Origin of the sequence: Enterobacter cloacae complex sp. IR5428, from assembly GCF_049238585.1 — a bacterium.
Classification (GTDB): Bacteria; Pseudomonadota; Gammaproteobacteria; order Enterobacterales; family Enterobacteriaceae; genus Enterobacter; species Enterobacter intestinihominis.
The window spans coordinates 116,197-141,948 of sequence record NZ_JBMKHV010000008.1 but is presented as its reverse complement, the minus strand read 5'-3'; the positions used below and the strand labels follow the sequence as shown (position 1 = coordinate 141,948).

The 25,752-nt window shown below is 58.5% G+C and carries 21 protein-coding genes and 1 pseudogene; 14 read left to right on the top strand and 8 right to left on the bottom strand.

All coding sequences use genetic code 11. The features are described 5' to 3' along the window. Window positions 1-53: 53 nt before the first annotated feature. From argL to xynR, 3 genes are all read left to right on the top strand, one after another. Window positions 54-149 (top strand): putative translational regulatory protein ArgL, encoded by a 96-nt coding sequence (argL, locus tag ACOTXC_RS14185; RefSeq protein ID WP_213083700.1) that lies wholly within the window; start codon window positions 54-56, stop codon window positions 147-149. Continuing rightward, window positions 119-1,123 carry an ornithine carbamoyltransferase gene (argF, locus tag ACOTXC_RS14180; RefSeq protein ID WP_023299201.1) on the top strand — a complete coding sequence of 335 codons (1,005 nt, stop codon included), beginning with the start codon at window positions 119-121 and terminating at the stop codon, window positions 1,121-1,123. The genes argL and argF (ACOTXC_RS14180) overlap by 31 nt, the downstream gene beginning before the upstream one ends. Before the next feature lie 450 nt (window positions 1,124-1,573). Continuing rightward, entirely contained in the window at window positions 1,574-2,335 is a 762-nt protein-coding gene (xynR, locus tag ACOTXC_RS14175) for a DNA-binding transcriptional repressor XynR (protein WP_421767792.1), read from the top strand. Here the strand turns inward: xynR and ACOTXC_RS14170 are convergent. From ACOTXC_RS14170 to ACOTXC_RS14150, 5 genes are all read right to left on the bottom strand, one after another. Then, the gene (locus ACOTXC_RS14170) at window positions 2,320-3,930 is read right to left on the bottom strand and encodes a glycoside hydrolase family 43 protein (protein ID WP_421767775.1); all 1,611 of its coding nucleotides are present in this window, start codon (window positions 3,928-3,930) and stop codon (window positions 2,320-2,322) included. The two genes, xynR and ACOTXC_RS14170, sit on opposite strands and share 16 nt — an antisense overlap. A gap of 11 nt (window positions 3,931-3,941) precedes the next feature. Further along, window positions 3,942-5,324, bottom strand: coding sequence for an MFS transporter (locus tag ACOTXC_RS14165; protein ID WP_336196705.1), 1,383 nt, complete (start codon window positions 5,322-5,324; stop codon window positions 3,942-3,944). Between the two features lie 226 nt (window positions 5,325-5,550). Then, window positions 5,551-7,518 carry a xylonate dehydratase YagF gene (yagF, locus tag ACOTXC_RS14160; RefSeq protein WP_023299197.1) on the bottom strand — a complete coding sequence of 656 codons (1,968 nt, stop codon included), beginning with the start codon at window positions 7,516-7,518 and terminating at the stop codon, window positions 5,551-5,553. A gap of 14 nt (window positions 7,519-7,532) precedes the next feature. Next, a complete protein-coding gene (gene yagE / locus ACOTXC_RS14155) occupies window positions 7,533-8,441 on the bottom strand; it encodes a 2-keto-3-deoxygluconate aldolase (protein WP_421767774.1) in 909 nt (302 codons plus the stop codon). A 238-nt stretch (window positions 8,442-8,679) separates the two neighbouring features. Then, the gene (locus ACOTXC_RS14150; protein ID WP_421767773.1) at window positions 8,680-9,132 is read right to left on the bottom strand and encodes a YhcH/YjgK/YiaL family protein; all 453 of its coding nucleotides are present in this window, start codon (window positions 9,130-9,132) and stop codon (window positions 8,680-8,682) included. 675 nt (window positions 9,133-9,807) lie between these two features. On the opposite strand from ACOTXC_RS14150, the gene arcA reads away from it, so the two are divergent. The 5 genes from arcA to ACOTXC_RS14125 all read left to right on the top strand — a co-directional run bounded on the left by arcA (window position 9,808) and on the right by ACOTXC_RS14125 (window position 15,093). Continuing rightward, on the top strand, window positions 9,808-11,028 hold the full coding sequence (gene arcA / locus ACOTXC_RS14145; protein ID WP_023299194.1) for an arginine deiminase: 1,221 nt from the start codon (window positions 9,808-9,810) through the stop codon (window positions 11,026-11,028). Window positions 11,029-11,038: 10 nt separating this feature from the next. After that, entirely contained in the window at window positions 11,039-11,950 is a 912-nt protein-coding gene (arcC, locus tag ACOTXC_RS14140; protein ID WP_023299193.1) for a carbamate kinase, read from the top strand. A 128-nt stretch (window positions 11,951-12,078) separates the two neighbouring features. Beyond that, window positions 12,079-13,083, top strand: coding sequence for an ornithine carbamoyltransferase (gene argF / locus ACOTXC_RS14135; protein WP_003863360.1), 1,005 nt, complete (start codon window positions 12,079-12,081; stop codon window positions 13,081-13,083). Between the two features lie 46 nt (window positions 13,084-13,129). Continuing rightward, complete coding sequence (locus ACOTXC_RS14130) at window positions 13,130-14,533, top strand: YfcC family protein (RefSeq protein WP_022646882.1); 1,404 nt, start codon at window positions 13,130-13,132, stop codon at window positions 14,531-14,533. A gap of 80 nt (window positions 14,534-14,613) precedes the next feature. Next, entirely contained in the window at window positions 14,614-15,093 is a 480-nt protein-coding gene (locus tag ACOTXC_RS14125; RefSeq protein ID WP_003863366.1) for an arginine repressor, read from the top strand. A 3-nt stretch (window positions 15,094-15,096) separates the two neighbouring features. On the opposite strand, the pseudogene ACOTXC_RS14120 reads toward ACOTXC_RS14125, so the two are convergent. Continuing rightward, a pseudogene (locus ACOTXC_RS14120) lies at window positions 15,097-15,214 on the bottom strand (hypothetical protein). Between ACOTXC_RS14120 and ACOTXC_RS14115 the strand changes: the two are divergent. The 5 genes from ACOTXC_RS14115 (at window position 15,194) to gbpA (ending at window position 18,787) form a co-directional block, all read left to right on the top strand. Continuing rightward, window positions 15,194-15,298 (top strand): pyrBI operon leader peptide, encoded by a 105-nt coding sequence (locus tag ACOTXC_RS14115; protein WP_022646880.1) that lies wholly within the window; start codon window positions 15,194-15,196, stop codon window positions 15,296-15,298. The pseudogene ACOTXC_RS14120 and the gene ACOTXC_RS14115 sit on opposite strands and share 21 nt — an antisense overlap. Before the next feature lie 34 nt (window positions 15,299-15,332). Further along, window positions 15,333-16,265: an aspartate carbamoyltransferase gene (gene pyrB, locus ACOTXC_RS14110; RefSeq protein WP_063152419.1), complete on the top strand. Its 933-nt coding sequence runs from the start codon at window positions 15,333-15,335 to the stop codon at window positions 16,263-16,265. A 12-nt stretch (window positions 16,266-16,277) separates the two neighbouring features. Continuing rightward, entirely contained in the window at window positions 16,278-16,739 is a 462-nt protein-coding gene (gene pyrI, locus ACOTXC_RS14105; protein ID WP_421767772.1) for an aspartate carbamoyltransferase regulatory subunit, read from the top strand. Between the two features lie 73 nt (window positions 16,740-16,812). Further along, window positions 16,813-17,199 carry a 2-iminobutanoate/2-iminopropanoate deaminase gene (ridA, locus tag ACOTXC_RS14100; RefSeq protein ID WP_003863373.1) on the top strand — a complete coding sequence of 129 codons (387 nt, stop codon included), beginning with the start codon at window positions 16,813-16,815 and terminating at the stop codon, window positions 17,197-17,199. Between the two features lie 136 nt (window positions 17,200-17,335). Then, window positions 17,336-18,787 carry an N-acetylglucosamine-binding protein GbpA gene (gene gbpA, locus ACOTXC_RS14095; protein ID WP_421767771.1) on the top strand — a complete coding sequence of 484 codons (1,452 nt, stop codon included), beginning with the start codon at window positions 17,336-17,338 and terminating at the stop codon, window positions 18,785-18,787. 214 nt (window positions 18,788-19,001) lie between these two features. Here gbpA and ACOTXC_RS14090 read toward each other — a convergent pair whose 3' ends face one another. Together ACOTXC_RS14090 and mgtA are read right to left on the bottom strand one after the other, a co-directional pair. Next, the gene (locus tag ACOTXC_RS14090; protein WP_421767770.1) at window positions 19,002-21,386 is read right to left on the bottom strand and encodes a beta-N-acetylhexosaminidase; all 2,385 of its coding nucleotides are present in this window, start codon (window positions 21,384-21,386) and stop codon (window positions 19,002-19,004) included. 200 nt (window positions 21,387-21,586) lie between these two features. Then, window positions 21,587-24,295, bottom strand: a complete 2,709-nt coding sequence (mgtA, locus tag ACOTXC_RS14085; RefSeq protein ID WP_063150733.1) for a magnesium-translocating P-type ATPase — start codon at window positions 24,293-24,295, stop codon at window positions 21,587-21,589. Window positions 24,296-24,681: 386 nt separating this feature from the next. Between mgtA and treR the strand changes: the two genes are divergently transcribed. Beyond that, window positions 24,682-25,629 carry a trehalose operon repressor TreR gene (treR, locus tag ACOTXC_RS14080; RefSeq protein WP_022646876.1) on the top strand — a complete coding sequence of 316 codons (948 nt, stop codon included), beginning with the start codon at window positions 24,682-24,684 and terminating at the stop codon, window positions 25,627-25,629. Window positions 25,630-25,752: the final 123 nt, after the last annotated feature.

Genomic DNA, 25,752 nt, shown 5'->3' with positions numbered 1-25,752 from the left:
CGGACGGGTTTGCCTCCACCTTTGTTGGAAAGATTTGTGAAACGGGGTTGCAAATGAATAATTACACATATAAAGTGAATTTTAATTCAATAAGTGGCGTTCGCCATGCGAGGATAAAATGTCTGATCTGTACAAGAAACACTTTCTGAAATTGCTCGACTTTACCCCTGCACAGTTCACTTCTCTGCTGACTCTTGCCGCACAGCTCAAAGCCGATAAAAAAAATGGCAAGGAAGTACAAAAGCTTACTGGCAAAAACATCGCGCTCATCTTCGAAAAAGACTCAACCCGTACACGTTGCTCTTTCGAAGTTGCCGCATTTGACCAGGGCGCGCGCGTTACCTATTTAGGGCCGAGCGGCAGCCAGATTGGGCATAAAGAGTCAATTAAGGACACCGCGCGCGTGCTCGGGCGGATGTACGATGGCATTCAGTATCGCGGTCACGGCCAGGAAGTCGTCGAGACGCTGGCGCAGTATGCTGGCGTGCCGGTGTGGAACGGGCTGACCAACGAGTTCCACCCGACGCAGCTGCTGGCGGACCTGCTGACCATGCAGGAGCACCTGCCGGGCAAGGCGTTTAACGAGATGACGCTGGTCTACGCGGGCGACGCGCGCAACAACATGGGCAACTCGATGCTGGAAGCGGCGGCACTGACCGGGCTGGATCTGCGTCTGGTGGCCCCGAAAGCCTGCTGGCCGGAAGAGAGCCTGGTGGCGGAGTGCAGCGCGCTGGCGGAGAAGCACGGCGGGAAAATCACCCTGACGGAAGACGTGGCGGCGGGCGTGAAGGGCGCGGACTTTATCTATACCGACGTGTGGGTGTCGATGGGCGAAGCCAAGGAGAAGTGGGCGGAGCGGATAGCGCTGCTGCGCGGGTATCAGGTGAACGCGCAGATGATGGCGCTCACCGGCAACCCGAACGTGAAGTTCCTGCACTGTCTGCCGGCGTTCCATGACGACCAGACTACGCTCGGCAAGCAGATGGCGAAGGAGTTCGACCTGCACGGCGGGATGGAAGTGACGGACGAGGTGTTTGAGTCGGCGGCGAGTATCGTCTTCGACCAGGCGGAAAACCGGATGCATACGATTAAGGCGGTGATGGTGGCGACGCTTGGGGAGTGATTGACTCCTCTGCGGTCTGGTGCCCTCACCCCGGCCCTCTCCCACGGGGAGAGGGAGAACACCCAGCCCGTAGGCCCGTGCAAGCGCAGCGCCGCCGGGCGAATCAGGCGACGATGCGGCCTGGTGCCCTCACCCCGGCCCTCTCCCACAGGGAGAGGGAGAACACCCAGCCCGTAGGCCCGTGCAAGCGCAGCGCCGCCGGGCGAATCAGGCGACGATGCGGCCTGATGCCCTCACCCCGTCCCTCTCCCACGGGGAGAGGGAGAACACCCAGCCCGTAGGCCCGTGCAAGCGTAGCGCCGCCGGGCGAATCAGGCAACGATGCGGCCTTATGCCCTCACCCCGTCCCTCTCCCACGGGGAGAGGGAGAACACCGGCGCCATTTCATTGATTTTTCACCCCGAAAAAGGTACGTTTTCGCCTTCATTCCAGCGTGGACATGCCAGCATTATGCCGATTATTCAGTCTGTTGAACGTGCGTTGCAGATCCTCGACCTGTTCAACGAGCAGGCCACCGAGCTTAAGATCACCGACATCAGCAAACTGATGGGGCTGAGCAAGAGTACCCTCCACTCGCTGCTGAAAACCCTGCAGCTTCACGGCTATATCGATCAGAACCCGGAGAACGGTAAGTATCGCCTCGGCATGAAGCTGGTTGAGCGCGGTCATTTCGTCGTGGGCTCCATCGATATTCGCCAGAAGGCGAAAGGCTGGCTGACGGAGCTGTCCCAGCGGACCGGGCAGACCACCCATCTGGGGATCCTGGACGGTCGTGAAGGGGTCTATATCGAGAAGATTGAAGGCAAGCTGGCCGCCATAGCCTATTCGCGCATCGGCCGCCGCCTGCCGGTTCACGCCACCGCCATCGGCAAGGTGTTGATTGCCTGGCTGGGCGAGGCCGAGCTGAATGCCCTGCTGGAGGGCTATCACTACACCACCTTTACGCCTTCCACCCTCGCGTCTCGTGAAGCGTTAATGGCCGCTCTGGCGCAGACCCGCGAGCAGGGCTATGCCCTGGACAGCGAAGAGAACGAGCAGGGCGTGCGCTGCGTGGCGGTGCCGGTGTGGAACCACGAATCCCGCGTGATTGCCGCCCTGAGCCTGTCGACCCTGACCTCGCGCGTGGACAACGCCGAGCTGGCTAATTTCCGCGAGCAGCTTCAGCAGGCCGGGCTCGCGCTCTCACGCGCACTGGGCTATGCCGGCTCGTAGGTGAAGTAGTCGAAGTCCGCGTGGCAGCCGTCGCCGCTGATGTCCTCGCAGTGCAGTCCCACAAACGCACCAGTGAAGAAACCGCGCCCGCCGATATAGTCGTCCGACAGCTTCCACGCCTCATACGTCACCGGAACGGTGTGCCACGTCTCGTCGTCGAACGAGTAGCTGTAGCGGTAGACCAGTTTATCCACGTCCACCCGCAGCCAGACGCTCTCGGCCTGTTCCGGCACCGGAATCGGCTGCTCGTGCAGCGGCCATGACGGCACGTTGTGGTCGAGTTGGATCACCTTGATGGTTCTCCCCTGCCCCTCCTCGTAGTCCACAAAGCAGTAGCTCCAGTTTTTGCTGTTGTAGTAGCAGGTCAGCCCCGCGCTCTGCTGGAAGTGGACCGGCGAGAACTGCATCCGCGTCTCGGCCCGGAAGGTGAAATGCTGCCAGCGGCGCGCCACGGTCGACTGGGTAAAGGTCGAGTTGAGCGAGTCGTTGCCGTAGAGCCGTAAGTAGCCCGGGCGGGCGGTAAGCGAGCCGAGAGTATCGTCGAACGGAATGCGCAGGGTCTGCAGTTCCGGGTCAAGCGTGCTGCCGTCGAAGTCCTCCCGCCAGATGCCCGGAACGGCTACAGGCTGCTCCGCCATCTGCGGGCCTTTCACGGTAAGCTGCGCGTGCCTGCCGCCTTCCACGTAAGGCCAGCCGTCGCGCCATTCAATGCGGGCGATGCCGGTCTCGCGCCCCAGCGGGCAGTAGCCGCGCCCGCCGGAGGCCAGCAGCGGCACGCCGGGCAGGCGCAGCGGGCGGCTGGTGAGGTAGGCCATATACCACTCCCCGGTGTGGGTCTGCAGCAGCGAGCCGTGGCCGCTCTTTTGCAGCGGGTTCTCCGGCAGGTGCCAGCTGGTCATCATCGTCACGTCCGGGTGCAGCTCGTACGGCCCGTCGATATTTTTGGAACGCAGCACCACGACCGCGTGCTCGTAGCTGGTGCCGCCTTCGGCAACCATCAGGTAGTACCATCCCGCGTGGCGATAAAGATGCGCCCCTTCGGTGTAGCAGAGCGGCGTGCCGGTAAACAGCGTTTTGCGCTCGGGCGAGAGCGTGCCGGTCTGCGGGTCAAACGCCTGCATCACGATGGTGTTGTGCGGGTTGCTGTGGTGGCGCGGCCCCCACGGGCGGTAGAGGTAGTATTTGCGGCCATCGTCGTCGTGGAACAGGGAGGGATCGAACCCGCCGTTGCCCATCGGGATCGGCTCGCTCCACGGCCCCTCGATGGACGGCGCGGTGACGAGAAAATTGCGGCCGTTTTTCCACGGCGAGTCGACAATCTTCACGTCGGTATAGAGCAGCCAGAACCTCCCATCGGCGTAGCTCAGGCAAGGCGCCCAGATGCCGCCGGAGTCCGGGTTGCCCTTCATGTCCAGCATCGACACGCGGTCCAGCGGGGTGCTGACCAGCGACCAGTTTTTTAGATCGCGGGAGTGGTAGATGCGCACGCCCGGGAACCACTCGAAGGTCGAGGTGGCGATGTAGTAGTCCTCGCCCTGACGGCAGAGGGACGGGTCCGGGTTGAAGCCGGTCAGGATCGGGTTAGTGATTTCCATAATGCCTCCGGTTAATGGGATGCGGCTGTCGCAGCGTCGGGAATGGCCTCGCCCTGCGCCGCGCGATGCTTGATCAGCTGCTGGCTGATGGCCTCCACGCGGGCGTCGGTGAGCTTGTAGAACGACAGCATGATGAACATGCCCGCGTAGAGCACCACCGGCACCACGCAGAACAGAATTTTGATGGTGGTCAGCACCTCGACCGGCTGCACGCTGCTGCTGGCGGAGTAGTTGACGTACGCCAGGATCCAGCCCACCACCGCCCCGCCAATTGCCAGGCCAATCTTCAGGCTGAACAGGTAGGTGGAGAACACCAGCCCGTCGAGGCGGCGACCGCTACGGCTCTCCTCGTAATCCACCACGTCAGAGGCCATCAGCCACTGCAGCGGCGTGGTGGTGTTAAAGACGAACAGGAACAGAATGTTGAGGGCAAAAATCAGCGCGATGTGCTCCGCCGGGGTGACGAAAATCAGCAGGCTAATCAGCGAGTAAGCAACGATGATCCACTTGAAGGCGGTAACGCGGTCGAAGCGGCCCAGCAGGCGGGAGGAGCAGAGCGAGCCGAACATGGTGGCGAGGCTGCCGTAGAGTAAAAACTGGGTCGCCATCTCCGGGTGATCCATCACGTATTTCACGAAGTAGAGCGTCGCCCCGCCGCGCACCACGTTGGAGCAGGTCGCCATCATCTTGAAGGCACACATGATGCGCCACTGGCTGTTGCCCAGCAGCAGCTTAAGGTCTTTCGCCACCGACGAACCCGGCTGCACCTCAAAGGTGTAGCGCTCTTTGGTGGTAAAGAAGCAGACGTAGAGCAGCACCACGCCGCTCAGCCCCAGCACGCACATGGCGCCGAAATAACCCACCTGCTCGTTGCCTTTGCCAATGATGCTGACCAGCGGCAGCGCGATGCCGCTGATGGCGAGCGACCCCGCCGCCGCCAGGAAGAAGCGCCAGGACTGCAGGGCGTGACGCTCTTTCGGGTCGGCAGTAATGACGCCCGGCATGGCGCAGTACGGGACGTTAACGAAGGTGTAGACCAGAGTCAGCAGAATATAGGTCACGCAGGCGTAGATGATTTTGCCCTGCGCGGAGAAGTCCGGCGTGTAGAAGGTCAGCATGCAGACGATGCCGAACGGGATGGCGCCCCACAGCAGGAACGGGCGAAACTGGCCATGCCGCGTGCGGGTGCGGTCTACCAGCAGCCCCATCAGCGGGTCGGTCACGGCGTCGAGCACGCGGGAGACTAAAAACAGCGTCCCCATAATGCCCGCGGAGAGGCCAAACACGTCGGTGTAGAAATAGGCCAGCAGGAACATCGTGGCCTGCCAGACGAAGCCGCAGGCGGTGTCACCCAGCCCGTAGCCAATTTTGTCTTTCATGGTTAATTGCGTCATCAGAATTACACCCTTATGTAGTGTGCTGAATTACAACATCGTGTTAATGGAGTGTAATGAGCTGTTCAATTAACCAGCAATGCTCATATCTTATTTCTGAATTACGTTATTTCGCTTTTGTGACGTCAACGATATATCGCAACTTATTGTTTAAATTAGTAAATTGCAGACACGTAAAAACCGCCCGCGGACTATTTTCCGCAGACAATTTTCTCTCACAAAATAATTAAATACCGAGCGCTTTTTTACCGGCGTTAATTACCTCAATGATTTTATCGGTGTCATAAATACAGCCTTTCCAGGTGCCGCCGCTCACGGACTGTAATGCCGCCCACAGCCGGGTATCGTCCGGCAAAAAGTCGTGAGCGTGCAGGTCCGGATGCGTCTGCCGCCGTGCCAGCTCGCGCGCGCCCTCTTCCGGCGTCAGCGGGTTGTCCGCGGTACCGATAAAGTTTACGCTGCCCGTTAACGTCAGGCGGTCCACCGCTATCTCAATGATGTCGTTATCGCGCAGCTTGCCTATCGGCCCGCCCGCCAGCGCCTCCGGCGACACGTGGCCGAAGCAGGCGCCCGTCGACACGCCCGAGAAGCGCGCATCGGTGATTAACGACACCGTTTTGCCCCACGAGATATGCTTCAGCGCGGAGGTGAGCTGGTAGGTCTCCTCCATGCCGGTGCCGGACGGTCCACCGCCGATCACCACCATGATATCGCCCTGCTCAATCTCTTCCCGCTTGATGGCCCTGATCGCCTGCGCTTCCGAGACAAACACCCGCACCCGGCCGGTGTGGCGGTAAACGCCATCTTCACCGACGACCGACGGGTCGATCGCCGTGGCCTTGATCACCGATCCTTCCGGCGCAATGTTGCCCGTCGGGAAGCAGACCGTCGAGGTCAGCCCTTTCGCTTTTGCTTTCTCCGGCGGCAGGATCACGTCATCCGGCTCCACGCCGTCCTGCTCGCGCAGGCACTGGCGGAAGCGCTTACGGCGCTCCGAGCTCTGCCACCAGTCGAGGTTCTCGCCCACCGTCTGGCCGGTGACGGTCATGGCATCCAAGTGCAGCAGGCCGAGATCGCGCAGGTGGAGCATGACTTCCGGCACGCCGCCCGCGAGGAAGGCACGCACGGTCGGGTGATAGTCCGGGCCGTTGGGCAGCACGCTCACCAGACGCGGCACCCTGCGGTTGACGCGCGTCCAGTGTTCAACGTCCGGGATCGTGCAGCCCGCCGCGTGGGCGATGGCCGGAATGTGCAGCAGTAAATTGGTGGAGCCGCCGAACGCCGCGTGGATCACCATCGCGTTTTCGATGGCTTTGTCGGTGAGGATATCGCGCGTGGTGATGCCGCGGTTATCCAGCTCGTTCACCGCCCGCGCCGACTGGCGGGCGATCTCCAGCCACACCGCCTGTCCGGACGGGGCCAGCGCGGAGTGCGGCAACGCCAGACCCAGCGCTTCCGCGACCACCTGCGAGGTGCCCGCCGTACCGAGGAACTGACACCCGCCGCCCGGCGACGCGCAGGCGCGGCAGCCCAGCTCGGCGGCCTCCTGCAAGGAGAGTTCATGGTTGGCGAAGCGCGCGCCGATGGTCTGCACCTTGCCCGCATCTTCCCCCACGGTCGGCGGCAGCGTCGCTCCGCCTGGCACCAGAATGGTCGGCAGGTCGTGCATCGCGGCCAGCGCAATCATGGTGGCGGGCAGCCCTTTATCGCAGGTTGCCACGCCGATCACCGCCCGCCGCGTCGGAAGAGAGCGGATAAGACGACGAAACACGATCGCCGCGTCGTTACGATACGGCAGGGAATCAAACATGCCGTGCGTGCCCTGAGAACGGCCGTCACACGGATCGCTGACGAAGGCCGCGAACGGGATCCCCCCGTTGCGTGTGATCTCCTTCGCCGCCGCCTGCATCTGCATGCCGATTTCCCAGTGTCCGGTGTGGTAGCCCAGCGCAACCGGGCGTCCGTCTCCGGCGCGGATGCCGCCCTGAGTACCGATAATCAGCACCTCTTTGCCGGTCAGCTTGTTGGCGTCCCAGCCCATCCCGGCGTTCTGCGTCATGCCGAACAGGTTGCCGCTGGGGGATTCCATCAGCATCTGCGGAGTCAGCGGCAGCGCGCCCTGCGGACCCGCCGCGTGGGTGATCACCGCATAAAACGCGTCGTCCTGTGGGGTGAAAATTTTCTCAATGGTCATCGTTATCGTCCGGCTCAGCAGAGCTTGAGCTGTTGTAGCAGGTTTTTCAGCTGCGCCTTACGCGGCTCGTCCAGCGGCGAGGCTGGTGGCAGGACGTGCGTAGAAATTGGACGACCGCAGAGCACGATCGCCTCTTTAATGACGTTCACAAACGGCGTATCCAGCTGATACATCTGCGGGATTTGCAGCAGGGTCTGATGATACTCAGCCGCTTTCGCCACGTCTTTATCCCGCCAGGCTTTCAGAAGATTTACCGACACCTGCGGAGCAAAGTTGCCGCTGGCCGAGATCGCCCCGTCGCCGCCGAGCAGCAGGGTATTGAACAGATGATCGTCGTAGCCGCAGAGCACGGTAAAGTGTGGATGGGCCGCTTTAACGGTGTGGATCATGCTGCGCAAGTGGGCGACGGAGTCGATGGTGTCTTTGATGCCGACGATGTTACTGCGCGAGTCGGCGAGGGTTTTCACCAGCGCCGGGGTCAGATCCTGCCCGGTCAGCGCCGGGAAGTTATAGAGCATCACCGGCAGCGTGACGCTGTCGGCCACCTGTTCGAAGTAGCGGATCAGGTTCGCTTCCGACACTTTCCAGTAGTAGGGGTTGATCACCACGATGCCGTCCGCGCCCGCCAGCTGCGCGTGCTGGCCCAGCTCAATGGTTTCCCGGGCGTTGGTGCCGCCGGTGCCGATCAGGACCGGCACACGACGATCGACATGATCGATAGCAAAGCGGGCAATGGTTTTACGCTCTTCGGCGCTGAGCTGGGAGAACTCGCCGCCGCTGCCCAGGAAGAACAGGCCGTCAACGCCTGCCGCGATCAGATCGTCGATCAGCGCGGCGGTGCCCGGTTTATCGAGCTGGCCATCGGCGGTAAAAATGGTGGAGACAGGGGGAATGATACCCGTGAACAACGCGGACTGCGGCATGTGATCTCCTTGCTGAATCATTTTGTTCTATATTATAGAACAGTGTTCATTAATTTAACGATCATACTATGACGGAGAAAAAGCACAGGTAAATGGGAGATGAGGAGGGAGTGCGGGAAGTTTAAGCTGTATCACATATTGTCCGCTAACCCCTCACCCCGGCCCTCTCCCCAAAGGGGCGAGGGTGGTAAAGTCCCCTCTCCCCTCTGGGGAGAGGGTTAGGGTGAGGGGTAAGGAATTACTCCACCAGCATCTTAACAACCACTTTCCTGACCTTAGCAGGCGCCCCCACCGCGCACAGCGGCTTATGCACTTCACCCGGCCAGAACACCACGAAATCCCCTTCGCTCAGCACCACGGTTTTCTCCTGCTCGCCTTCCGGCAGGAACGCGATGTCTTTGTCCGCCAGCCAGTCGGTGTCCGGTGTGCCGTGCGGCAGGGTGCTGAAGGTCATCCCTTCCTGCCCCTTCAGCACAATCTGAATATCCAGGTAGCGTGCATGGTATTCAGCGCGACGCTCAGCGAACGGCTGGGTCATGTCCTCCGATACCAGATAAAACAGGCTGTTGCCGCTGATGTCGTGCTTGCCGGTCGGCGTCGCGTCGGTGAGGTGGGTCTTAACGTGCTCAATGGCCTGGCGCAGCTCTTCTGGTAGCCAGGACTGGAGATGATGAATATTGCCAATAATCATGATACAACCCTCAAATTAAAACATTGTTTCATTTTTATCTTTTATACGAGAATCGCCTCTCCCATACCAGCCCTTTTTAGACAAGATTTGCGCCAGCGCATGTTTATCGGAAAATATGTTAATTCACTGTTAATTACATAAAGGCATTTATGCAGTCGTTATGCATAACCTCATTTCCTAAGCTTTACGCAACTTATCTAACTCGCTGAATTTAAAACGTAACTCACAAAACCTGTTGTTGCATCACACTTTATCACTTCGGTTATTTCCTTTAAAACCCCATAATTATTTATCGATTTCTCTTAAGTGAAAAATAGTTAACTGTCATTATTGCATAGCTATTCTCGAGGCAAAATTTTATTCATTAAAATCAACATCATAACTAAATATTTCAAAGCATGTAATTCTACAAAACAATAACAACCTCAAATATTGCCACCCGTTTCTGCTTAGCTATTCATCCCGTAATAATATGAAATTAATCATTATCTGATACGAATCATGCAATTGAAAATAAACTGCTCAATATCGGTTTTCGCGTGAGCAGCGTCACAATAACCATTATTTAAGCGCCTACTATGAATCACGAAATCAATTGAGCTTAGCCGCCATGAAATTAAACACATCACATGGCGCATGCCCTTTTTATTCTGAAAAAAAGTTAAAGGAATAATTATGGAAAAGCATTACGTCGGTTCTGAAATTGGTCAATTGCGTAGCGTTATGCTGCACCGTCCTAATTTAAGTCTTAAACGTTTAACGCCATCGAATTGTCAGGAGCTGTTATTTGATGACGTGCTCTCGGTTGAGCGGGCGGGAGAGGAGCATGATATCTTCGCAAACACGCTGCGCGAGCAGGGTGTGGAAGTCCTGCTATTGACCGACCTTCTTACGCAAACGCTTGATATTGCGGAAGCAAAAGCCTGGCTTCTTGAAACACAAATCTCCGACTATCGCCTCGGCCCAGCCTTTGCCAGCGACGTCCGCGGCTGGCTGGCGGATATGCCGCACCGCGAACTGGCGCGCAGATTAAGCGGCGGATTAACCTACGGTGAAATTCCGGCAGCTATTAAAAATATGGTGGTCGATACCCACACGGCAAATGATTTTATTATGAAACCGCTGCCGAACCACTTATTTACCCGCGATACCTCCTGCTGGATTTATAACGGCGTATCCATTAATCCGATGGCGAAACCCGCCCGTCAGCGCGAAACCAATAATCTGCGCGCAATATATCGCTGGCACCCCGCATTTGCCGATGGCGAGTTTATTAAGTATTTCGGCGACGAGAATATTAATTACGACCACGCCACCCTGGAAGGCGGCGACGTATTAGTGATTGGCCGCGGGGCGGTATTGATCGGCATGTCAGAGCGCACGACGCCGCAGGGCGTGGAGTTCCTCGCCAACAGCTTGTTTAAACATCGTCAGGCCGAGCGCGTGATCGCCGTTGAGCTGCCGAAACATCGCTCCTGCATGCACCTCGACACCGTGATGACCCACATCGACGTGGACACTTTCTCCGTTTACCCGGAAGTGGTGCGCAAGGACGCCCAGTGCTGGACGCTCACCCCGGACGGACGCGGCGGTCTGCTGCGTACTCAGGAAACCGACCTGCTGCACGCCATCGAAAAAGCCCTCGGCATTAACCAGGTGCGCCTGATCACCACCGGCGGCGATGCCTTTGAAGCCGAACGCGAGCAGTGGAACGACGCTAACAACGTCCTGACCATCCGTCCGGGCGTGGTGATCGGCTACGAGCGCAACGTCTGGACCAACGAGAAGTACGACAAAGCGGGCATCACCGTGCTGCCGATCCCGGGCGACGAGCTGGGACGCGGTCGCGGCGGCGCACGCTGCATGAGCTGCCCACTGGAACGCGACGGAATTTAAAGGAGCCATCATGGAACGAAAACCCACTCTGGTTGTGGCCCTGGGCGGCAACGCGCTGCTCAAGCGCGGCGAGCCGCTGGAAGCGGACATCCAGCGTCAGAACATCGAGCAGGCCGCCCGCACCATCGCAGGCTTAACGGAGCAATGGCGCGTGGTGCTGGTGCACGGCAACGGCCCGCAGGTCGGGCTGCTGGCGCTGCAAAACAGCGCCTACGACAAAGTCACCCCCTACCCGCTGGACGTTCTTGGCGCCGAAAGCCAGGGAATGATCGGCTACATGCTCCAGCAGGCGCTGAAAAACAATCTGCCCCAGCGCGAGGTGAGCGTCCTGCTCACGCAGGTGGAAGTGGACGCCGCCGACCCGGCGTTCAGCAACCCGACCAAGTACATCGGCCCGGTCTACAGCGAAGCCCAGGCGAATGCGCTGGCCGCGGAAAAAGGCTGGGTGTTCAAGGTCGACGGGGCCTATTTCCGCCGCGTTGTGCCCTCTCCGCAGCCGAAGCGCATCGTGGAGAGCGACGCCATTACGGCGCTTATTCAGCGCGACCACCTGGTCATCTGCAACGGCGGCGGCGGCGTGCCGGTGGTGGAAAACGCCAACGGTTATCGCGGCATTGAGGCGGTGATCGACAAAGACCTCTCCGCCGCTCTGCTGGCGCGGCAGATCGAGGCCGATGCCCTGCTGATCCTCACCGATGCCGACGCAGTGTACCTCGACTGGGGCAAGCCGACCCAGCGCCCGCTGGCGCAGGTCACGCCGGAACTGCTCAGAGGCATGCAGTTCGACGCCGGATCGATGGGGCCAAAAGTGACCGCCTGCCGCGAGTTTGTTGAAGCCTGCAACGGCATTGCCGGGATCGGCGCGCTGGCCGACGGCGCGGAGATCCTGGCGGGCGAGAAAGGCACGTTGATTCGTAACTGAGCACCCATTTCCCCTCACCCTAACCCTCTCCCCAAAGGGAGAGGGGACGATTACACCCTCTCCCCTTTGGGGAGAGGGCTGGGGTGAGGGGTAAGGTCTTAGACATTAATTTTAAAAAGGATTTACCCATGACCATCAACCTGAAAAACCGCAACTTCCTGAAACTGCTGGACTACACCCCGGCGGAGATCCAGTACCTGATCGACCTCGCCATCGAGCTGAAGGCGGCCAAAAAAGCCGGGCGCGAAAAGCAAACCCTGGTCGGGAAAAACATCGCCCTGATCTTTGAAAAAACATCCACCCGCACCCGCTGCGCCTTTGAAGTGGGCGCGTTCGACCAGGGCGCGCAGGTCACCTACCTCGGCCCAAGCGGCTCGCAGATTGGCCACAAAGAGTCGATGAAGGACACCGCGCGCGTGCTGGGCCGCATGTATGACGGCATCGAGTACCGCGGCTACGGCCAGGCCATCGTTGAGGAGCTGGGCGAATACGCGGGAGTGCCGGTGTGGAACGGCCTGACCGACGAGTTCCACCCCACGCAAATCCTTGCCGACCTGATGACCATGCTGGAGCACTCTCCGGGCAAAACCCTGCCGGAGCTGAGCTTTGCTTACCTCGGCGACGCGCGCAACAACATGGGTAATTCGCTGATGGTCGGCGCAGCCAAAATGGGGATGGATATCCGCCTTGTGGCGCCGAAATCCTTCTGGCCGGAGGCCGGGCTGGTTGAGCAGTGCCGCGCCATCGCCAAAGAGACCGGCGCGCGCATCACGCTGACCGACGACGTGGAAGAAGGCGTGCAGGGCACCGATTTCCTCTACACCGACGTGTGGGTTTCCATGGGCGAGCCGAAGGAGGCGTGGGCCGAGCGCGTTAGCCTGATGAAGCCGTATCAGATTAATGCGGACGTGATGAAGGCCACCGGTAACCCGAACGTCAAGTTCATGCACTGCCTGCCGGCGTTCCACAACGAACATACCAAAGTGGGCCGCGAAATCGAGATGGCGTACGGCCTGAAGGGGCTGGAGGTGACGGAAGAGGTCTTTGAATCCCCGAACTCCATCGTCTTCGACGAAGCAGAGAACCGCATGCACACCATTAAAGCGGTCATGGTGGCGACACTCGGCGACTAATCACCGCCCGGCGCGCCGCGGGGTGCGCCGGGTTCAGGAGAACATCATGGGCAAGTTCAAATTTCCCTCCGCTTATACCATTCTCTTTTTTCTGATTGCCGTGGTTGCCGTGCTGACGTGGATTGTTCCGGCCGGGCAGTACCATATGGCGATGAACGAGGCGCTCGGCAAAGAAGTGCCGGTTGCTGGCACTTACGCGCACGTGGCAGCGCACCCGCAGGGGCTCGTCTCCGTGCTGATGGCGCCGATTGCCGGGCTGTACGATCCGGAGTCCGGCCAGGCCGGGGCGATCGACGTGGCGCTGTTTATTCTGATCATCGGGGGGTTCCTCGGGATCGTCACTAAAACCGGGGCGATAGACGCCGGGATCGAGCGCGTCACCACCCGACTGCGCGGCCGCGAAGAGTGGATGATCCCGATCCTGATGGCGCTGTTTGCCGCCGGCGGCACGATTTACGGCATGGCCGAAGAGTCGCTACCCTTCTATACCTTACTGGTGCCGGTGATGCTGGCAGCGCGGTTCGATCCGGTGGTTGCGGCTTCTACCGTGCTGCTCGGCGCGGGGATCGGCACGCTCGGATCCACCATCAACCCGTTCGCCACGGTGATCGCCGCCAACGCCGCCGGGATCCCCTTCACCAACGGCATCATGCTACGCATCGCGCTGCTGGTGATCGGCTGGATCATCTGCGTGGCGTGGGTAATGCGCTACGCCCGCAAGGTGCGCAAGGATCCGTCGCTGTCGATCGTGGCGGATAAGCAGGAAGAAAATCTCGCCCACTTTCTCGGTAACAAGGGCGAGCAGTCGCTGGAATTTACCCCGGTGCGCAAACTCATCCTGGTGATCTTCGCCCTCGCCTTCGCGGTGATGATCTACGGCGTGGCGGTGCTGGGCTGGTGGATGGCGGAGATTTCGGCGGTGTTCCTCGCCAGTGCCATTATCGTCGGGCTGATCGCCCGCATGAGCGAAGAGGAGCTGACCTCAACCTTTATCAACGGCGCGCGAGATTTGCTGGGCGTCGCGCTGATAATCGGCATCGCGCGCGGTATCGTAGTGATCATGGATAAGGGCATGATTACCCACACCATTTTGCACAGCGCCGAGGGAATGGTCACCGGATTGTCGACGGTGGCGTTCATCAACGTGATGTACTGGCTGGAAGTGGTGCTGTCGTTTCTTGTGCCTTCTTCGTCCGGCCTGGCCGTTCTGACGATGCCGATCATGGCGCCCCTTGCCGATTTCGCTAACGTCAACCGCGACCTGGTGGTTACGGCTTACCAGTCGGCGTCCGGCATCGTCAACCTGATCACTCCCACCTCTGCCGTCGTGATGGGCGGGCTGGCTATCGCCCGCGTGCCCTACGTGCGTTATCTGAAATGGGTCGCGCCGCTGCTGGGGATTTTAACGGTGGTGATTATGGTGGCGTTAAGCCTGGGCGCTTTGTTGTGATTTGCCGGATGGCGCTGCGCTTATCCGGCCTACGGATCGGTGCGGTGCCACCGGTTATTTCGGGAACTGATATGGGAACTATGATGGATTACGAAGAGTACTCTCCCAAAGAGCAACTACAGCTAACGGTCTGCCAGCGTCTGATCGCGGAAAAGAGCTATCTCTCCCAGGAAGAGATCCGCCGTGACTTACAGGAGCGTGGTTTTGAGACCATCAGCCAGTCCACCGTTTCACGTCTGCTCAAGTTGCTTGGTGTCATAAAAATTCGCAATGCCAAAGGGCTAAAGATTTATTCGCTGAATCCCCAGCTGCGCCCGGCCCCCGACGCGGCGCGTACGGTCTCTGAAATGGTGGTGAGCGTGGAGCACAACAGCGAATTTATCCTTATCCATACCGTCGCCGGATATGGCCGCGCGGTGGCGCGTATTCTGGATTATCACCAGTTACCGGAAATTTTAGGTGTAGTGGCCGGGAGCAGTATTGTCTGGGTCGCGCCCCGCGTAGTGAAGCGCACCGCGCTGGTACATAAGCAAATTAATTATTTACTCAGAACGCATTAATATTCACAAAGAACCGTTTGCATTGAGTAAAGCGTGCATTAAATCGCTTGATCCCAAAAGCGAGCTGCGTATAATGCCCGACAATTTGCCGGGAGGAAGCATGGTCAAGCGTGTACGACATAACGTCTTACCGCGTCTGAAATCAGACGCTGGCCTGCCGTTTTTCTTCCCGTTGCTAAACCTATTCCCAGAGCCCCTCATTTGAGGGGCTTTTTTTTGCCCGGCGTCAGGAGATAAACATGAATCCGCTTTATCAAAAACACATCATTTCCATAAACGACCTCAGCCGCGAAGAGCTGGAACTGGTTCTGGAAACCGCGGCAAAACTGAAGGCCAATCCGCAACCGGAGCTGTTGAAGCACAAGGTGATTGCGAGCTGCTTCTTCGAAGCCTCGACCCGCACCCGCCTCTCCTTCGAAACCTCCATGCACCGTCTGGGCGCGAGCGTGGTGGGCTTCTCGGACAGCAGCAACACGTCGCTGGGCAAAAAAGGCGAAACCCTGGCGGATACCATTTCGGTTATCAGTACCTACGTTGACGCGATTGTGATGCGCCACCCGCAGGAGGGCGCGGCGCGTCTGGCGACCGAGTTTTCCGGCCGCATTCCGGTGCTGAACGCCGGTGACGGTGCTAACCAGCATCCGACGCAGACCCTGCTGGATCTGTTCACCATTCAGGAGACGCAGGGCACGCTTGAGAACCTGAACATCGCCATGGTCGGCGACCTGAAATATGGCCGCACCGTCCACTCCCTGACCCAGGCGCTGGCGAAATTTAACGGCAACCGCTTCTTCTTTATCGCGCCGGACGCGCTGGCGATGCCGCAGTACATTCTCGACATGCTGGACGAGAAAGGCATCGCGTGGAGCCTGCACGCCAGTATCGAAGAGGTGATGGGCAACGTGGATATTCTCTACATGACCCGCGTGCAGAAAGAGCGTCTGGATCCGTCCGAGTACGCCAACGTGAAGGCGCAGTTCGTGCTGCGCGCCAGCGACCTTGAAGGCGCGCGTGACAATATGAAGGTGCTGCACCCGCTGCCGCGCATCGATGAGATCACCACAGACGTGGACAAAACGCCGCACGCCTGGTACTTCCAGCAGGCCGGAAACGGCATCTTCGCTCGCCAGGCGTTACTGGCACTGGTTCTGAATCGCGAATTAGCTCTGTAAGGGGAGACGACCATGACACACGATAACAAACTCCAGGTTGAAGCCATCAAGCGTGGCACCGTGATTGACCACATCCCTGCGCAGGTGGGCTTTAAACTGCTGACGCTGTTCAAACTGACCGAAACGGACCAGCGCATCACCATCGGCCTGAACCTGCCGTCGGGCGAAATGGGCCGTAAAGACCTGATCAAAATCGAGAACACCTTCCTGACCGACGAGCAGGTTAACCAGCTGTCGCTGTACGCGCCGGACGCCACGGTTAACCGCATCGACGATTACGACGTGGTGGGCAAATCCCGCCCAAGCCTGCCGGATCGCATCGAAAGCGTGCTGGTCTGCCCGAACAGCAACTGCATCAGTCATGCTGAGCCGGTTTCCTCCAGTTTCACAGTGAAAAAACGCGCCAATGACATCGCACTCAAATGCAAATACTGCGAAAAAGAGTTTTCTCATTATGTGGTGCTGGCCAACTAATTGAGGTTGGTAATGAAATCCCGGCTGTTATAATGGCCGGGAACATTCTTAACGCTGTAATTCTGGAGAAAAAATGAGCAAAGTACTCGCGACGGAAAATGCACCAGCGGCTATCGGCCCATACGTTCAGGGCGTTGATCTGGGCAGCATGATCATCACTTCTGGTCAGATCCCGGTGAACCCAAAAACCGGTGAAGTGCCCGCCGACGTAGCGGCGCAGGCGCGTCAGTCGCTGGAAAACGTGCAGGCGATCGTGGAATCTGCCGGTCTGAAAGTGGGCGATATCGTCAAAACCACTGTGTTCGTGAAAGATCTGAATGATTTCGCGACCGTTAACGCCACTTACGAAGCGTTCTTCACCGAGCACAACGCGACCTTCCCGGCTCGCTCTTGCGTGGAAGTGGCGCGTCTTCCAAAAGACGTGAAAATTGAAATTGAAGCGATTGCCGTACGTCGCTAATTCAATTCAATTAAGAAAGGGCAGCTTAGCTGTCCTTTTTATTTCGGCTATTTTTACTCTCCATATAAAATGACAAATCGCACCGTCCATTATTAAGCTTCTCCACCCGGTAATATTCTCTAATAATGGATGAGTAATGAAACTTTCAAAAATTGCACTTGCCCTCGCGACAGTGACCGTTGCATCGTCGGCATTTGCTCACGGCTATATTGAATCTCCAGCCAGCCGCGCCTATATGTGTAAGCTTGGCCAAAATATTGATTGCGGCGCTGTACAGTATGAACCGCAGAGCGTGGAAAAAACTTCCGGTTTCCCGACCGGCGCTATGCCGCCGGACGGCCAGCTCGCCAGTGCAGGTATTTCCCAGTATTCTCAGCTGGATAAGCAAAGCCTGAATGCCTGGACCAAAAACCCAATAACGGCAGGCCCGCATGAGTTCGTCTGGCATCATACTGCACCGCATAAAACCACTAACTGGCGCTATTACATCACCAAACAAAACTGGGATCCAAATAAGCCGCTGACTCGCGATCAATTTGAATTAACTCCATTCTGTACGATCAACGGAAATAGTCAGGCACCAGCCGTAACAAAATCCATGACTTGCAATGTTCCTGCGCGTACGGGGTACCAGGTTATTTACGGCGTGTGGGAAATTGCGGACACCTCAAATAGCTTTTATCAGGCCATTGACGTTGATTTCGGGAATGGTGGCAACGTAACCCCGGACGAAACGCCTGCGATCGTTTCCGAATGGAGCAATACCCTGAGCGGCCAGATTGCCGGTAATAACCTGAACGTGGGCGATAAGGTTATCGCACGCTTCTTCGACGCCAACGGTGAAGTGACCGCCATGCGTACCGAAATGACCATCGGCTCTGCTGAACAAGGCGACGCTAATCAGTGGTCTTACGATCTGGCGCAGAAGATCAACACCGCTCAGAGCGATGTCCGCGTCGGTGTTAAAGATGAAGCCGGTGACATCAGCCCGGTTCACGGCGCCAACAGCGTATTCGTGAAAGAGGGCAGCACGCTGAAATCCGTTGCCATCTCCTATGAAGAGCAAAAAGCGCAGGTGAGCGAGACCATCGCCGTTTCCGATCTGCAATACAGCAAAATCGAACATGGCAACGCGACCGTCACCTTCCACGTCAACACGCAGGGTGACGTTAATTTTGAAGCACACGTGATGAACCACCACGGTGCGGAAAAAGGTTACCTGAAGCAGGACATGAACAACGTCAATCAGGACGTGACCATGACGTTGACTGACGTGACGGCGGGACACCATATGCTGAAATACTACGCGACCAATAAAGACGGCACGATGTTCGCCCAGGACGTGCTGAACCTGATGCTGGAAAGCGATGCGGCTGCGGACAGCACCGGCCACCACGACTTTACCTTCCCGGACAATATCGCCTCGTACAAAGCAGGCACCGTGGTACTACAGCCAAAAGACGGTAAGACCTACGAATGTAAGCCTTTCCCGTACAGCGGCTACTGCGTGCAGTACAGCCCAACCGCAAACCAGTTTGAGCCTGGCGTTGGCGCGCACTGGAAAGAGGCGTGGGTGTTGAAGAACTGAGTGGAAAAACCTTACCCCTCACCCTAACCCTCTCCCCAAAGGGGAGAGGGAACGGATCGAGCCCCCTCGCCTGGCCCTCTCTCCAAAGGGGAGAGGGTACCGATAGAGCCCCCTCGCCTGGCCCTCCCTCCAAAGGGGAGAGGGTACCGATAGAGCCCCCTCGCCTGGCCCTCCCTCCAAAGGGGAGAGGGGTTGGGGTGAGGGGTATTTTTTTCTACTGATTCTGCGTCGCACGCAGCAGCGTTTCCAGCGGGTACACCGCCGCAATCACCACCTCGTCCTGGATTTTCGCCGCGTTATCCAGTTCGCTCTGGATCGACGCGATCTCTTTATCATCCAGCGTTCCCTGGCGTGCCACCAGATCCGTCAGCCGCAGGCCAATCGAGGCCAGCTTGTCCACCTCCTGAATTACCGGTTTGATGGCCTTCAACTGATAGCTGTTTTCGCTCAAGGCCAGCACGTCGCTGGTGTTGTTCTGCCAGCGGTTAAAGACGTGGCGCAGCGCGTCGGCGCTCTCCGTGTCTTCCGCATCGCTCACCAGACGATCAGCCCATTTATTCATCTGACGCACGGTCGCACTTTCCGCGTTTAGCGCGTCAGCGAGCCGGTTGAGCGGCTCAAACTGATGATAGTTTCCGGCCTGGAACTTAAGATGCTGGCGGGTGTAATACTGCGCCGGTTCAAGCGCCTGGGCGAGGATTTGCAGCGGCAAGGTATCCGCATTATTAGCGAGGCGCGTGAACTGTACCTGCTGCTGGGTATGCTGCTGTAGCCCAACCGATACCGTGGACCAGCTGTCCATCGCCTGGAGCCGGGTATACATGTTGTCGATGTCGTTGACGTCCTTCGCCGACCAAAGCCGCTCCGCCACCGCAAAGGCGCGCGGCCACAGACGGATATCCAGCACTGGCGCGACTACGTTTTCCGCCCACAGCGCGGCTTCACCGCCGAGCAGATTGGCCTCGTTCGCCGGGTCCGGCACCACCGGCGGAACGCCTTTCGGCACCTCGTCCAGACGCGTGCCGCTAATCAGGTAGCGGGCGTTACCCACCAGGAAATAGCCGCTGAGCTTATCGTTCTCAACAGAAACGACCGGACGCGTTTCACCCATCCAGGTATCAACGGTAAACGTTACCTGATTGTCGTCCCGCCACTGAATGTTATCCACCGCCCGACGCGATTTCCCGGCAAAATCAATGAATCCGCGCCAGCCAGCATCGCCTTTCACCAGCGTAAAGCTGCCTTCCACCGGCTTGCCTTTCAGACGCGGCATCGAGAAAGCCCAGCTCTGGACGCTGTCGGTGTCTGCTATCACATCCACGCCGTTCAACCCCTGCGGCACAATTTCATTGCGGTAGTGGTAGGCGGTGGATTGCGGCTGATCGAGGTAGAAACCGGTAGAAAGAATGCCCTTATAGCCGTTCTGCGCCACCTGCCCCAGCGCGTCCTGTCCCTGCCAGGACTGGATCAGAATGCTTTTCGGCAGATCGGGATGGTAGATCTCATCCCAGCCAACCATCTGCCGGTGGTGCTTCTCAAGGATCGTCTCCAGCTTGCGGTTGAAATACGCCTGCAACGCATGGCTGTCCGCCAGTTTGTTGTCGCGCATGAATCTCTGGATCGCAGCGTTCGCTTTCCACTGGCTGTCGTCAACCTCATCGCCGCCAATATGCAGATACGGATCCGGGAAGATCGCCGCCAGTTCGCTGACCATCGCGTCGGCAAAGGTATAGGTCGCCTCTTTGGTGGGATCCAGCACTGGCTTAAGCACGCCCCAGTGGCGCTCCATGGCGTACGGCCCCGGCGCGCTCATCAGCTCCGGGTAGGCGACGGCAATCGCCGAGGCGTGGCCCGGCATATCAATTTCCGGCACCACGCGTATGCCGCGCTCGGCAGCGTAACGCACAATCTCGCGCATCTGCTCCGGGGTGTAGAACAGCCCATCGCTGGCAAGCTGGGTTAATTTTGGATAACGCTTCGAGGTAAAGCGCCAGCCCTGATCGTCCGTCAAATGCCAGTGCAGGACGTTGAGCTTAGCCGCGGCCATGCCGTCGATCTGGCGTTTGATATCGGGTAACGGGATGAAATGGCGCGCTGAATCGAGCAGCAGCCCGCGCCACGGGAAGCGCGGCGAATCTTCAATGGTAACCCACGGAATCGAGGTGTTTTCGGCACCGTTCTGCATCAGCTGGAGCAAGGTTTCCATGGCGCGCAGCGCGCCGAAGCGGGTGTTGGCGGAGATATTTACGCCGTTGGCGTCCACCGTGAGTTTATAGCTCTCATCGCTGTCCGGCAGCGGCTGCGGCTTCACTTTTTTAGCGATGGAAATACGGATGGTTGGCTTGTCAGGTTTTTCGGCCTGCGGCTGTAGCATCCAGCCAGTTTGCAGGGCGATGCGCTGGCGCAGGCGGTTGACCGCATCCCCCAGATCGTCGCCGCTGACGCTCACGGAGAGTTGATTGTTAAGCACCAGCGCACCCTGTGTGGTCGGGCGTTCAACCTTCGCAGGCCAGGGCATTAAGGGAAGGTCGCCTGCCGGGGCGGCAAAGGCGGAGGCGCCGAGCATGAGCCCGGCGGTTAAGAGGCTGTACCGTAACATGAATGTTCCTTATCTGACGGGCCAAATAAAGGCAAAACATTCTGTTAACATGCGCTCAAATTGTCGTCAAGCGAATGCGCCGACGGAGATCACAGGTTGTTGAATTTGGGAGGAAAGCCAGCTGCCGGGTGGCGGCTTCGCCTTACCCGGCCTACGTTCGGATCGTAGGCCCGGTAAGCGCAGCGCCACCGGGCTTGCCGTTACTGCCATCCATACCGACGGCTATAGAACCCTTTGACCATCTGCGTCAGCACCATGTAACCCGCGAGGATCGCCACCAGCCACGGGAAGTAGCTCAGCGGCAGCGCCTGAAGTTGCAGGTAACTTGCAAGCGGCGAGAACGGCAGCGCGATCCCGAGCGCCATCACAATGCCCGTCATCACGATCAGCGGCCATGCGGCACGGCTCTGGATAAACGGAATGCGGCGGGTGCGGATCATATGCACAATCAGGGTCTGGGACAGCAGCCCCACCACGAACCAGCCGGACTGGAACAGCGTCTGGTGTTCCGGGGTATTGGCGTGGAACACAAACCACATCAGGCAGAAGGTCAGAATGTCAAAGATGGAGCTGATCGGCCCAAAGAACAGCATAAAGCGCCCCAGATCGGCGGGGTTCCAGCGCTGCGGCTTCTGGATCTGCTCGTCGTCCACGTTATCAAACGGGATGGCGACCTGAGAGACATCGTACATCAGGTTCTGGATCAGCAGGTGCAGCGGCAGCATCGGCAGGAACGGCAGGAAGGCGCTCGCCACCAGCACGCTGAAGACGTTACCGAAGTTGGAGCTGGCGGTCATTTTGATGTATTTGAGCATATTGGCGAAGGTGCGACGCCCTTCGATGACGCCCTCCTCCAGCACCATCAGGCTCTTTTCCAGCAGAATGATATCTGCCGCCTCGCGGGCGATATCCACCGCGCCGTCCACGGAGATACCGATATCCGCCGCACGCAGGGCTGGCGCATCGTTGATGCCGTCGCCCATAAAGCCCACCACGTGCCCTTCACGACGCAGCAGAGTGACGATGCGTTCTTTATGCATCGGCGTCAGGCGGGCAAACAGCGTGGTGCGCAGGGCAAGCTCGGCCAGCTCATCGTCGGACAGGTGCTCAATGTCGCTCCCCACCACGACGTCGCCCGCGTCCAGGCCCACTTCGTGGCACACTTTGGCCGCCACCAGCTCGCTGTCGCCGGTCAGGATTTTGACGGTGATCCCGCTCGCTTTCAGTGCTTTCAGCGCCGGCGCGGTGGTCTCTTTCGGCGGATCGAGGAATGCGATGTAACCCTCGAGGATCAAATCGGATTCATCGATACGCTGGTAATCCCCTTCCCGCGCGGGCAGGAACTTGCTTGCTACCGCCACCACGCGCAGCCCCTGACGGTTCAGGTTATCGGTGACGCGTTTGATGCGGCGCAGCATGGTCTCATCCAGCGGCACGATCTCGCTGTTATGACGCACCTGCGTGGAAACATTCAGGATCTCCTGCAATGCCCCTTTGCAGATCAGCTGATGTACGTCCGGCTGCTCGCTGACCACCACCGACATGCGGCGCCGTTCAAAGTCGAACGGAATTTCGTCCACTTTCTGCCAGCGGCCGGAGAGCATGCGGGCAGACTCTTCATCCACACCTTCCAGCACCGCCACGTCGAGCAGGTTTTTCAGCCCTGTCTGGTAGTGACTGTTCAGCCACGCGCTGTACAGCACCCGTTCGCTGGTCTTTCCGGCGATATCGGTGTGGTTCTCCAGCACGATTTTGTCCTGGGTCAGGGTGCCGGTTTTATCGGTGCAAAGAATGTCCATCGCGCCAAAGTTCTGGATGGCGTCGAGGTGTTTGACGATCACCTTTTGTTTAGAGAGTTTGACCGCCCCGCGCGCCAGCGTGGAGGTGACAATCATCGGCAGCATTTCCGGCGTTAAGCCGACAGCCACGGAGAGGGCGAACAGCGCCGCTTCCCACCAGTCACCTTTGGTGTAGCCGTTGATCAGCAGGACAATCGGCGTCATGACCATCATAAAGCGGATCAGCAGCATGCTGACGCGGCCAATGCCTTTCTGGAATGCGTTCGGCTCGCTCTCCTGCTCGCTGACGCGTCCGGCAAGCTGTCCAAACCAGGTGTTGCCGCCGGTAGCGGTGACAATGGCCTGCGCCGTGCCGCTGACCACCGTGGTGCCCATAAAGCACAGGGTGTCGCATTCCAGCGGATTCATCTGCTGCGGATCGCGGGTCCTCGCCACCTTCTCTACGGGCAGGGATTCACCGGTGAGTGACGCCTGCGCGACGAACAGATCCCGCGCCTGGATGATGCGTAAATCCGCCGGGATCATGTCACCCGCCGCCAGCTTCACCAGATCGCCCGGCACCAGCTGGTCAATGGGCAGTTCAATCCAGGCGTTTTCGCCGAGGTCGTTAATCACGCGCGACACGGTGGCAGTATTGCTGACCATCGCTTTCAGTGCATCCGCCGCTTTGGTGGAGCGCGCTTCCTGAATAAAGTTAAGCAGCGTGGAGATCCCCACCATCAGGGCAATTACGCCTGCGGCAAACAGATCTTCAGTGGCGTAAGAGATAATCCCGAGCACCGTCAGCAGCAGGTTGAACGGATTGCGGTAGCAGAGCCACAGGTGGACCCACCATGGTGAGGGTTTTTGCGCCGGGATCTGGTTATCGCCATGTTCCTCGCGGATTTTTGACACTTCTTGCGCATTCAGCCCTTCCGGGTGGCCGCCAAAGGCGCGCCAGACTTCGTTTTCATCCATCGCCGCCACGTTCAGGCAGCGCTCGGTCAGGGAAGCGGGGATTTCCGCGCCCGCCAGGGTGTTGGCATTTGGCAGCGGATCGCGCGCAATCAGGCGATGTGGCAGGTGGCGGCTCAGCTGCGCGAACAGCTGCCGGGTGATATTTTTCAGCATAGTCATTCCCCCGCATCCGCAAAGGCGGACGCAGTTTTCCCGCAGGCGTGGCAGAGCCGTACCTGTCAGGCACTTAATTTATCAAGCAGGAACGTATGAACGTTGCTGCCTCACGCCGGTGAGACAGCAAAAGGCTGGCTTACCGGAAAGAAGGTTTTCTCCTGGTCAGGAGAGGTGTGGGATCGGGATCCATGTGGCCTCCGGTAAGTTAAAAATGGGATGTCGTCGCGCAGTATAAGGATTTAACCATACCTTTTGTGACTATTCGGGCGGTATGATACCCCCTCGTAAATAAACCGCACGTAAACCAGACTTTGCCCATAGCGAATTCGCAGGATAGCATTAGGCTCAACTGATTATTTTATCGTTGTTACAGGGAATACAGCATGCAGAACCGCCTTACGATTAAAGACATCGCGCGTTTAAGCGGCGTGGGGAAATCGACCGTCTCACGCGTGCTTAACAACGAAAGCGGTGTCAGCGAGCGCACACGCGAGCGCGTCGAGGCGGTGATGAATCAGCACGGTTTTTCCCCTTCCCGCTCCGCGCGCGCCATGCGCGGGCAGAGCGATAAAGTGGTCGCCATTATTGTCTCGCGTCTGGATTCCCTCTCCGAAAACCTCGCCGTACAGACGATGCTGCCCGCGTTCTACGAGCAGGGCTACGATCCGATCATGATGGAGAGCAAGTTCTCGGCGCAAATGGTGGAGGAGCATCTCGGTATGCTTCAGCGCCGCAACATTGATGGCGTAGTGCTGTTCGGGTTTACCGGCCTTAAAGAGGACATGCTTAAACCCTGGCAGCCGTCTCTGGTGCTGCTGGCGCGCGACGCCAGCGGGTTTGCCTCTGTCTGTTACGATGACGAAGGGGCAATCGTGATCCTGATGCAGCGCCTGTATGAACAGGGCCATCGGCATATCAGCTATCTCGGCGTGCCGCATGCCGACATCACCACCGGCAAGCGTCGCCATGAAGCGTACCTGGCGTTTTGTAAAAAAAACAATCTCCCCGCCGTGGCCGCGCTGCCTGGACTGGGTATGAAACAGGGATATGAGCAGGTCGCCAGCGTGCTGACTGCACAAACCACCGCCCTGGTGTGCGCCACGGATACCCTTGCATTGGGTGCGAGCAAATATTTGCAGGAACAACGCATCGGGGAGCTGCAGTTAGCGAGCGTGGGAAGCACGCCGCTGATGAAGTTCTTACACCCGGAGATTATCAGCGTTGACCCGGGTTATGCCGAGTCTGGCCGGCAGGCTGCCGCGCAGCTGATCGAGCAAATTACCGGGCGTACCGAGCCCCGTCAGATCGTTATTCCAGCCCGCCTCTCATAATTTTTTTGAATGGATTATTGTGATCTTCGCCCGATTTCGGGAACGTTCCCATTTTCGCCGTCACGTTGAAGGAGTAGGCTTGCGCACAGGTCATAACCCCTTTCACCATCTGTCATGAGGTTT

What these genes read in the sequence shown, in the direction of transcription:
- argL (WP_213083700.1), top strand. Translation starts at nt 54, where the DNA reads ATGAATAATTACACATATAAAGTGAATTTTAATTCAATAAGTGGCGTT.
- argF (WP_023299201.1), top strand. Translation starts at nt 119, where the DNA reads ATGTCTGATCTGTACAAGAAACACTTTCTGAAATTGCTCGACTTTACC.
- xynR (WP_421767792.1), top strand. Translation starts at nt 1,574, where the DNA reads ATGCCGATTATTCAGTCTGTTGAACGTGCGTTGCAGATCCTCGACCTG.
- ACOTXC_RS14170 (WP_421767775.1), bottom strand. Translation starts at nt 3,930, where the DNA reads ATGGAAATCACTAACCCGATCCTGACCGGCTTCAACCCGGACCCGTCC.
- ACOTXC_RS14165 (WP_336196705.1), bottom strand. Translation starts at nt 5,324, where the DNA reads ATGACGCAATTAACCATGAAAGACAAAATTGGCTACGGGCTGGGTGAC.
- yagF (WP_023299197.1), bottom strand. Translation starts at nt 7,518, where the DNA reads ATGACCATTGAGAAAATTTTCACCCCACAGGACGACGCGTTTTATGCG.
- yagE (WP_421767774.1), bottom strand. Translation starts at nt 8,441, where the DNA reads ATGCCGCAGTCCGCGTTGTTCACGGGTATCATTCCCCCTGTCTCCACC.
- ACOTXC_RS14150 (WP_421767773.1), bottom strand. Translation starts at nt 9,132, where the DNA reads ATGATTATTGGCAATATTCATCATCTCCAGTCCTGGCTACCAGAAGAG.
- arcA (WP_023299194.1), top strand. Translation starts at nt 9,808, where the DNA reads ATGGAAAAGCATTACGTCGGTTCTGAAATTGGTCAATTGCGTAGCGTT.
- arcC (WP_023299193.1), top strand. Translation starts at nt 11,039, where the DNA reads ATGGAACGAAAACCCACTCTGGTTGTGGCCCTGGGCGGCAACGCGCTG.
- argF (WP_003863360.1), top strand. Translation starts at nt 12,079, where the DNA reads ATGACCATCAACCTGAAAAACCGCAACTTCCTGAAACTGCTGGACTAC.
- ACOTXC_RS14130 (WP_022646882.1), top strand. Translation starts at nt 13,130, where the DNA reads ATGGGCAAGTTCAAATTTCCCTCCGCTTATACCATTCTCTTTTTTCTG.
- ACOTXC_RS14125 (WP_003863366.1), top strand. Translation starts at nt 14,614, where the DNA reads ATGATGGATTACGAAGAGTACTCTCCCAAAGAGCAACTACAGCTAACG.
- ACOTXC_RS14115 (WP_022646880.1), top strand. Translation starts at nt 15,194, where the DNA reads ATGGTCAAGCGTGTACGACATAACGTCTTACCGCGTCTGAAATCAGAC.
- pyrB (WP_063152419.1), top strand. Translation starts at nt 15,333, where the DNA reads ATGAATCCGCTTTATCAAAAACACATCATTTCCATAAACGACCTCAGC.
- pyrI (WP_421767772.1), top strand. Translation starts at nt 16,278, where the DNA reads ATGACACACGATAACAAACTCCAGGTTGAAGCCATCAAGCGTGGCACC.
- ridA (WP_003863373.1), top strand. Translation starts at nt 16,813, where the DNA reads ATGAGCAAAGTACTCGCGACGGAAAATGCACCAGCGGCTATCGGCCCA.
- gbpA (WP_421767771.1), top strand. Translation starts at nt 17,336, where the DNA reads ATGAAACTTTCAAAAATTGCACTTGCCCTCGCGACAGTGACCGTTGCA.
- ACOTXC_RS14090 (WP_421767770.1), bottom strand. Translation starts at nt 21,386, where the DNA reads ATGTTACGGTACAGCCTCTTAACCGCCGGGCTCATGCTCGGCGCCTCC.
- mgtA (WP_063150733.1), bottom strand. Translation starts at nt 24,295, where the DNA reads ATGCTGAAAAATATCACCCGGCAGCTGTTCGCGCAGCTGAGCCGCCAC.
- treR (WP_022646876.1), top strand. Translation starts at nt 24,682, where the DNA reads ATGCAGAACCGCCTTACGATTAAAGACATCGCGCGTTTAAGCGGCGTG.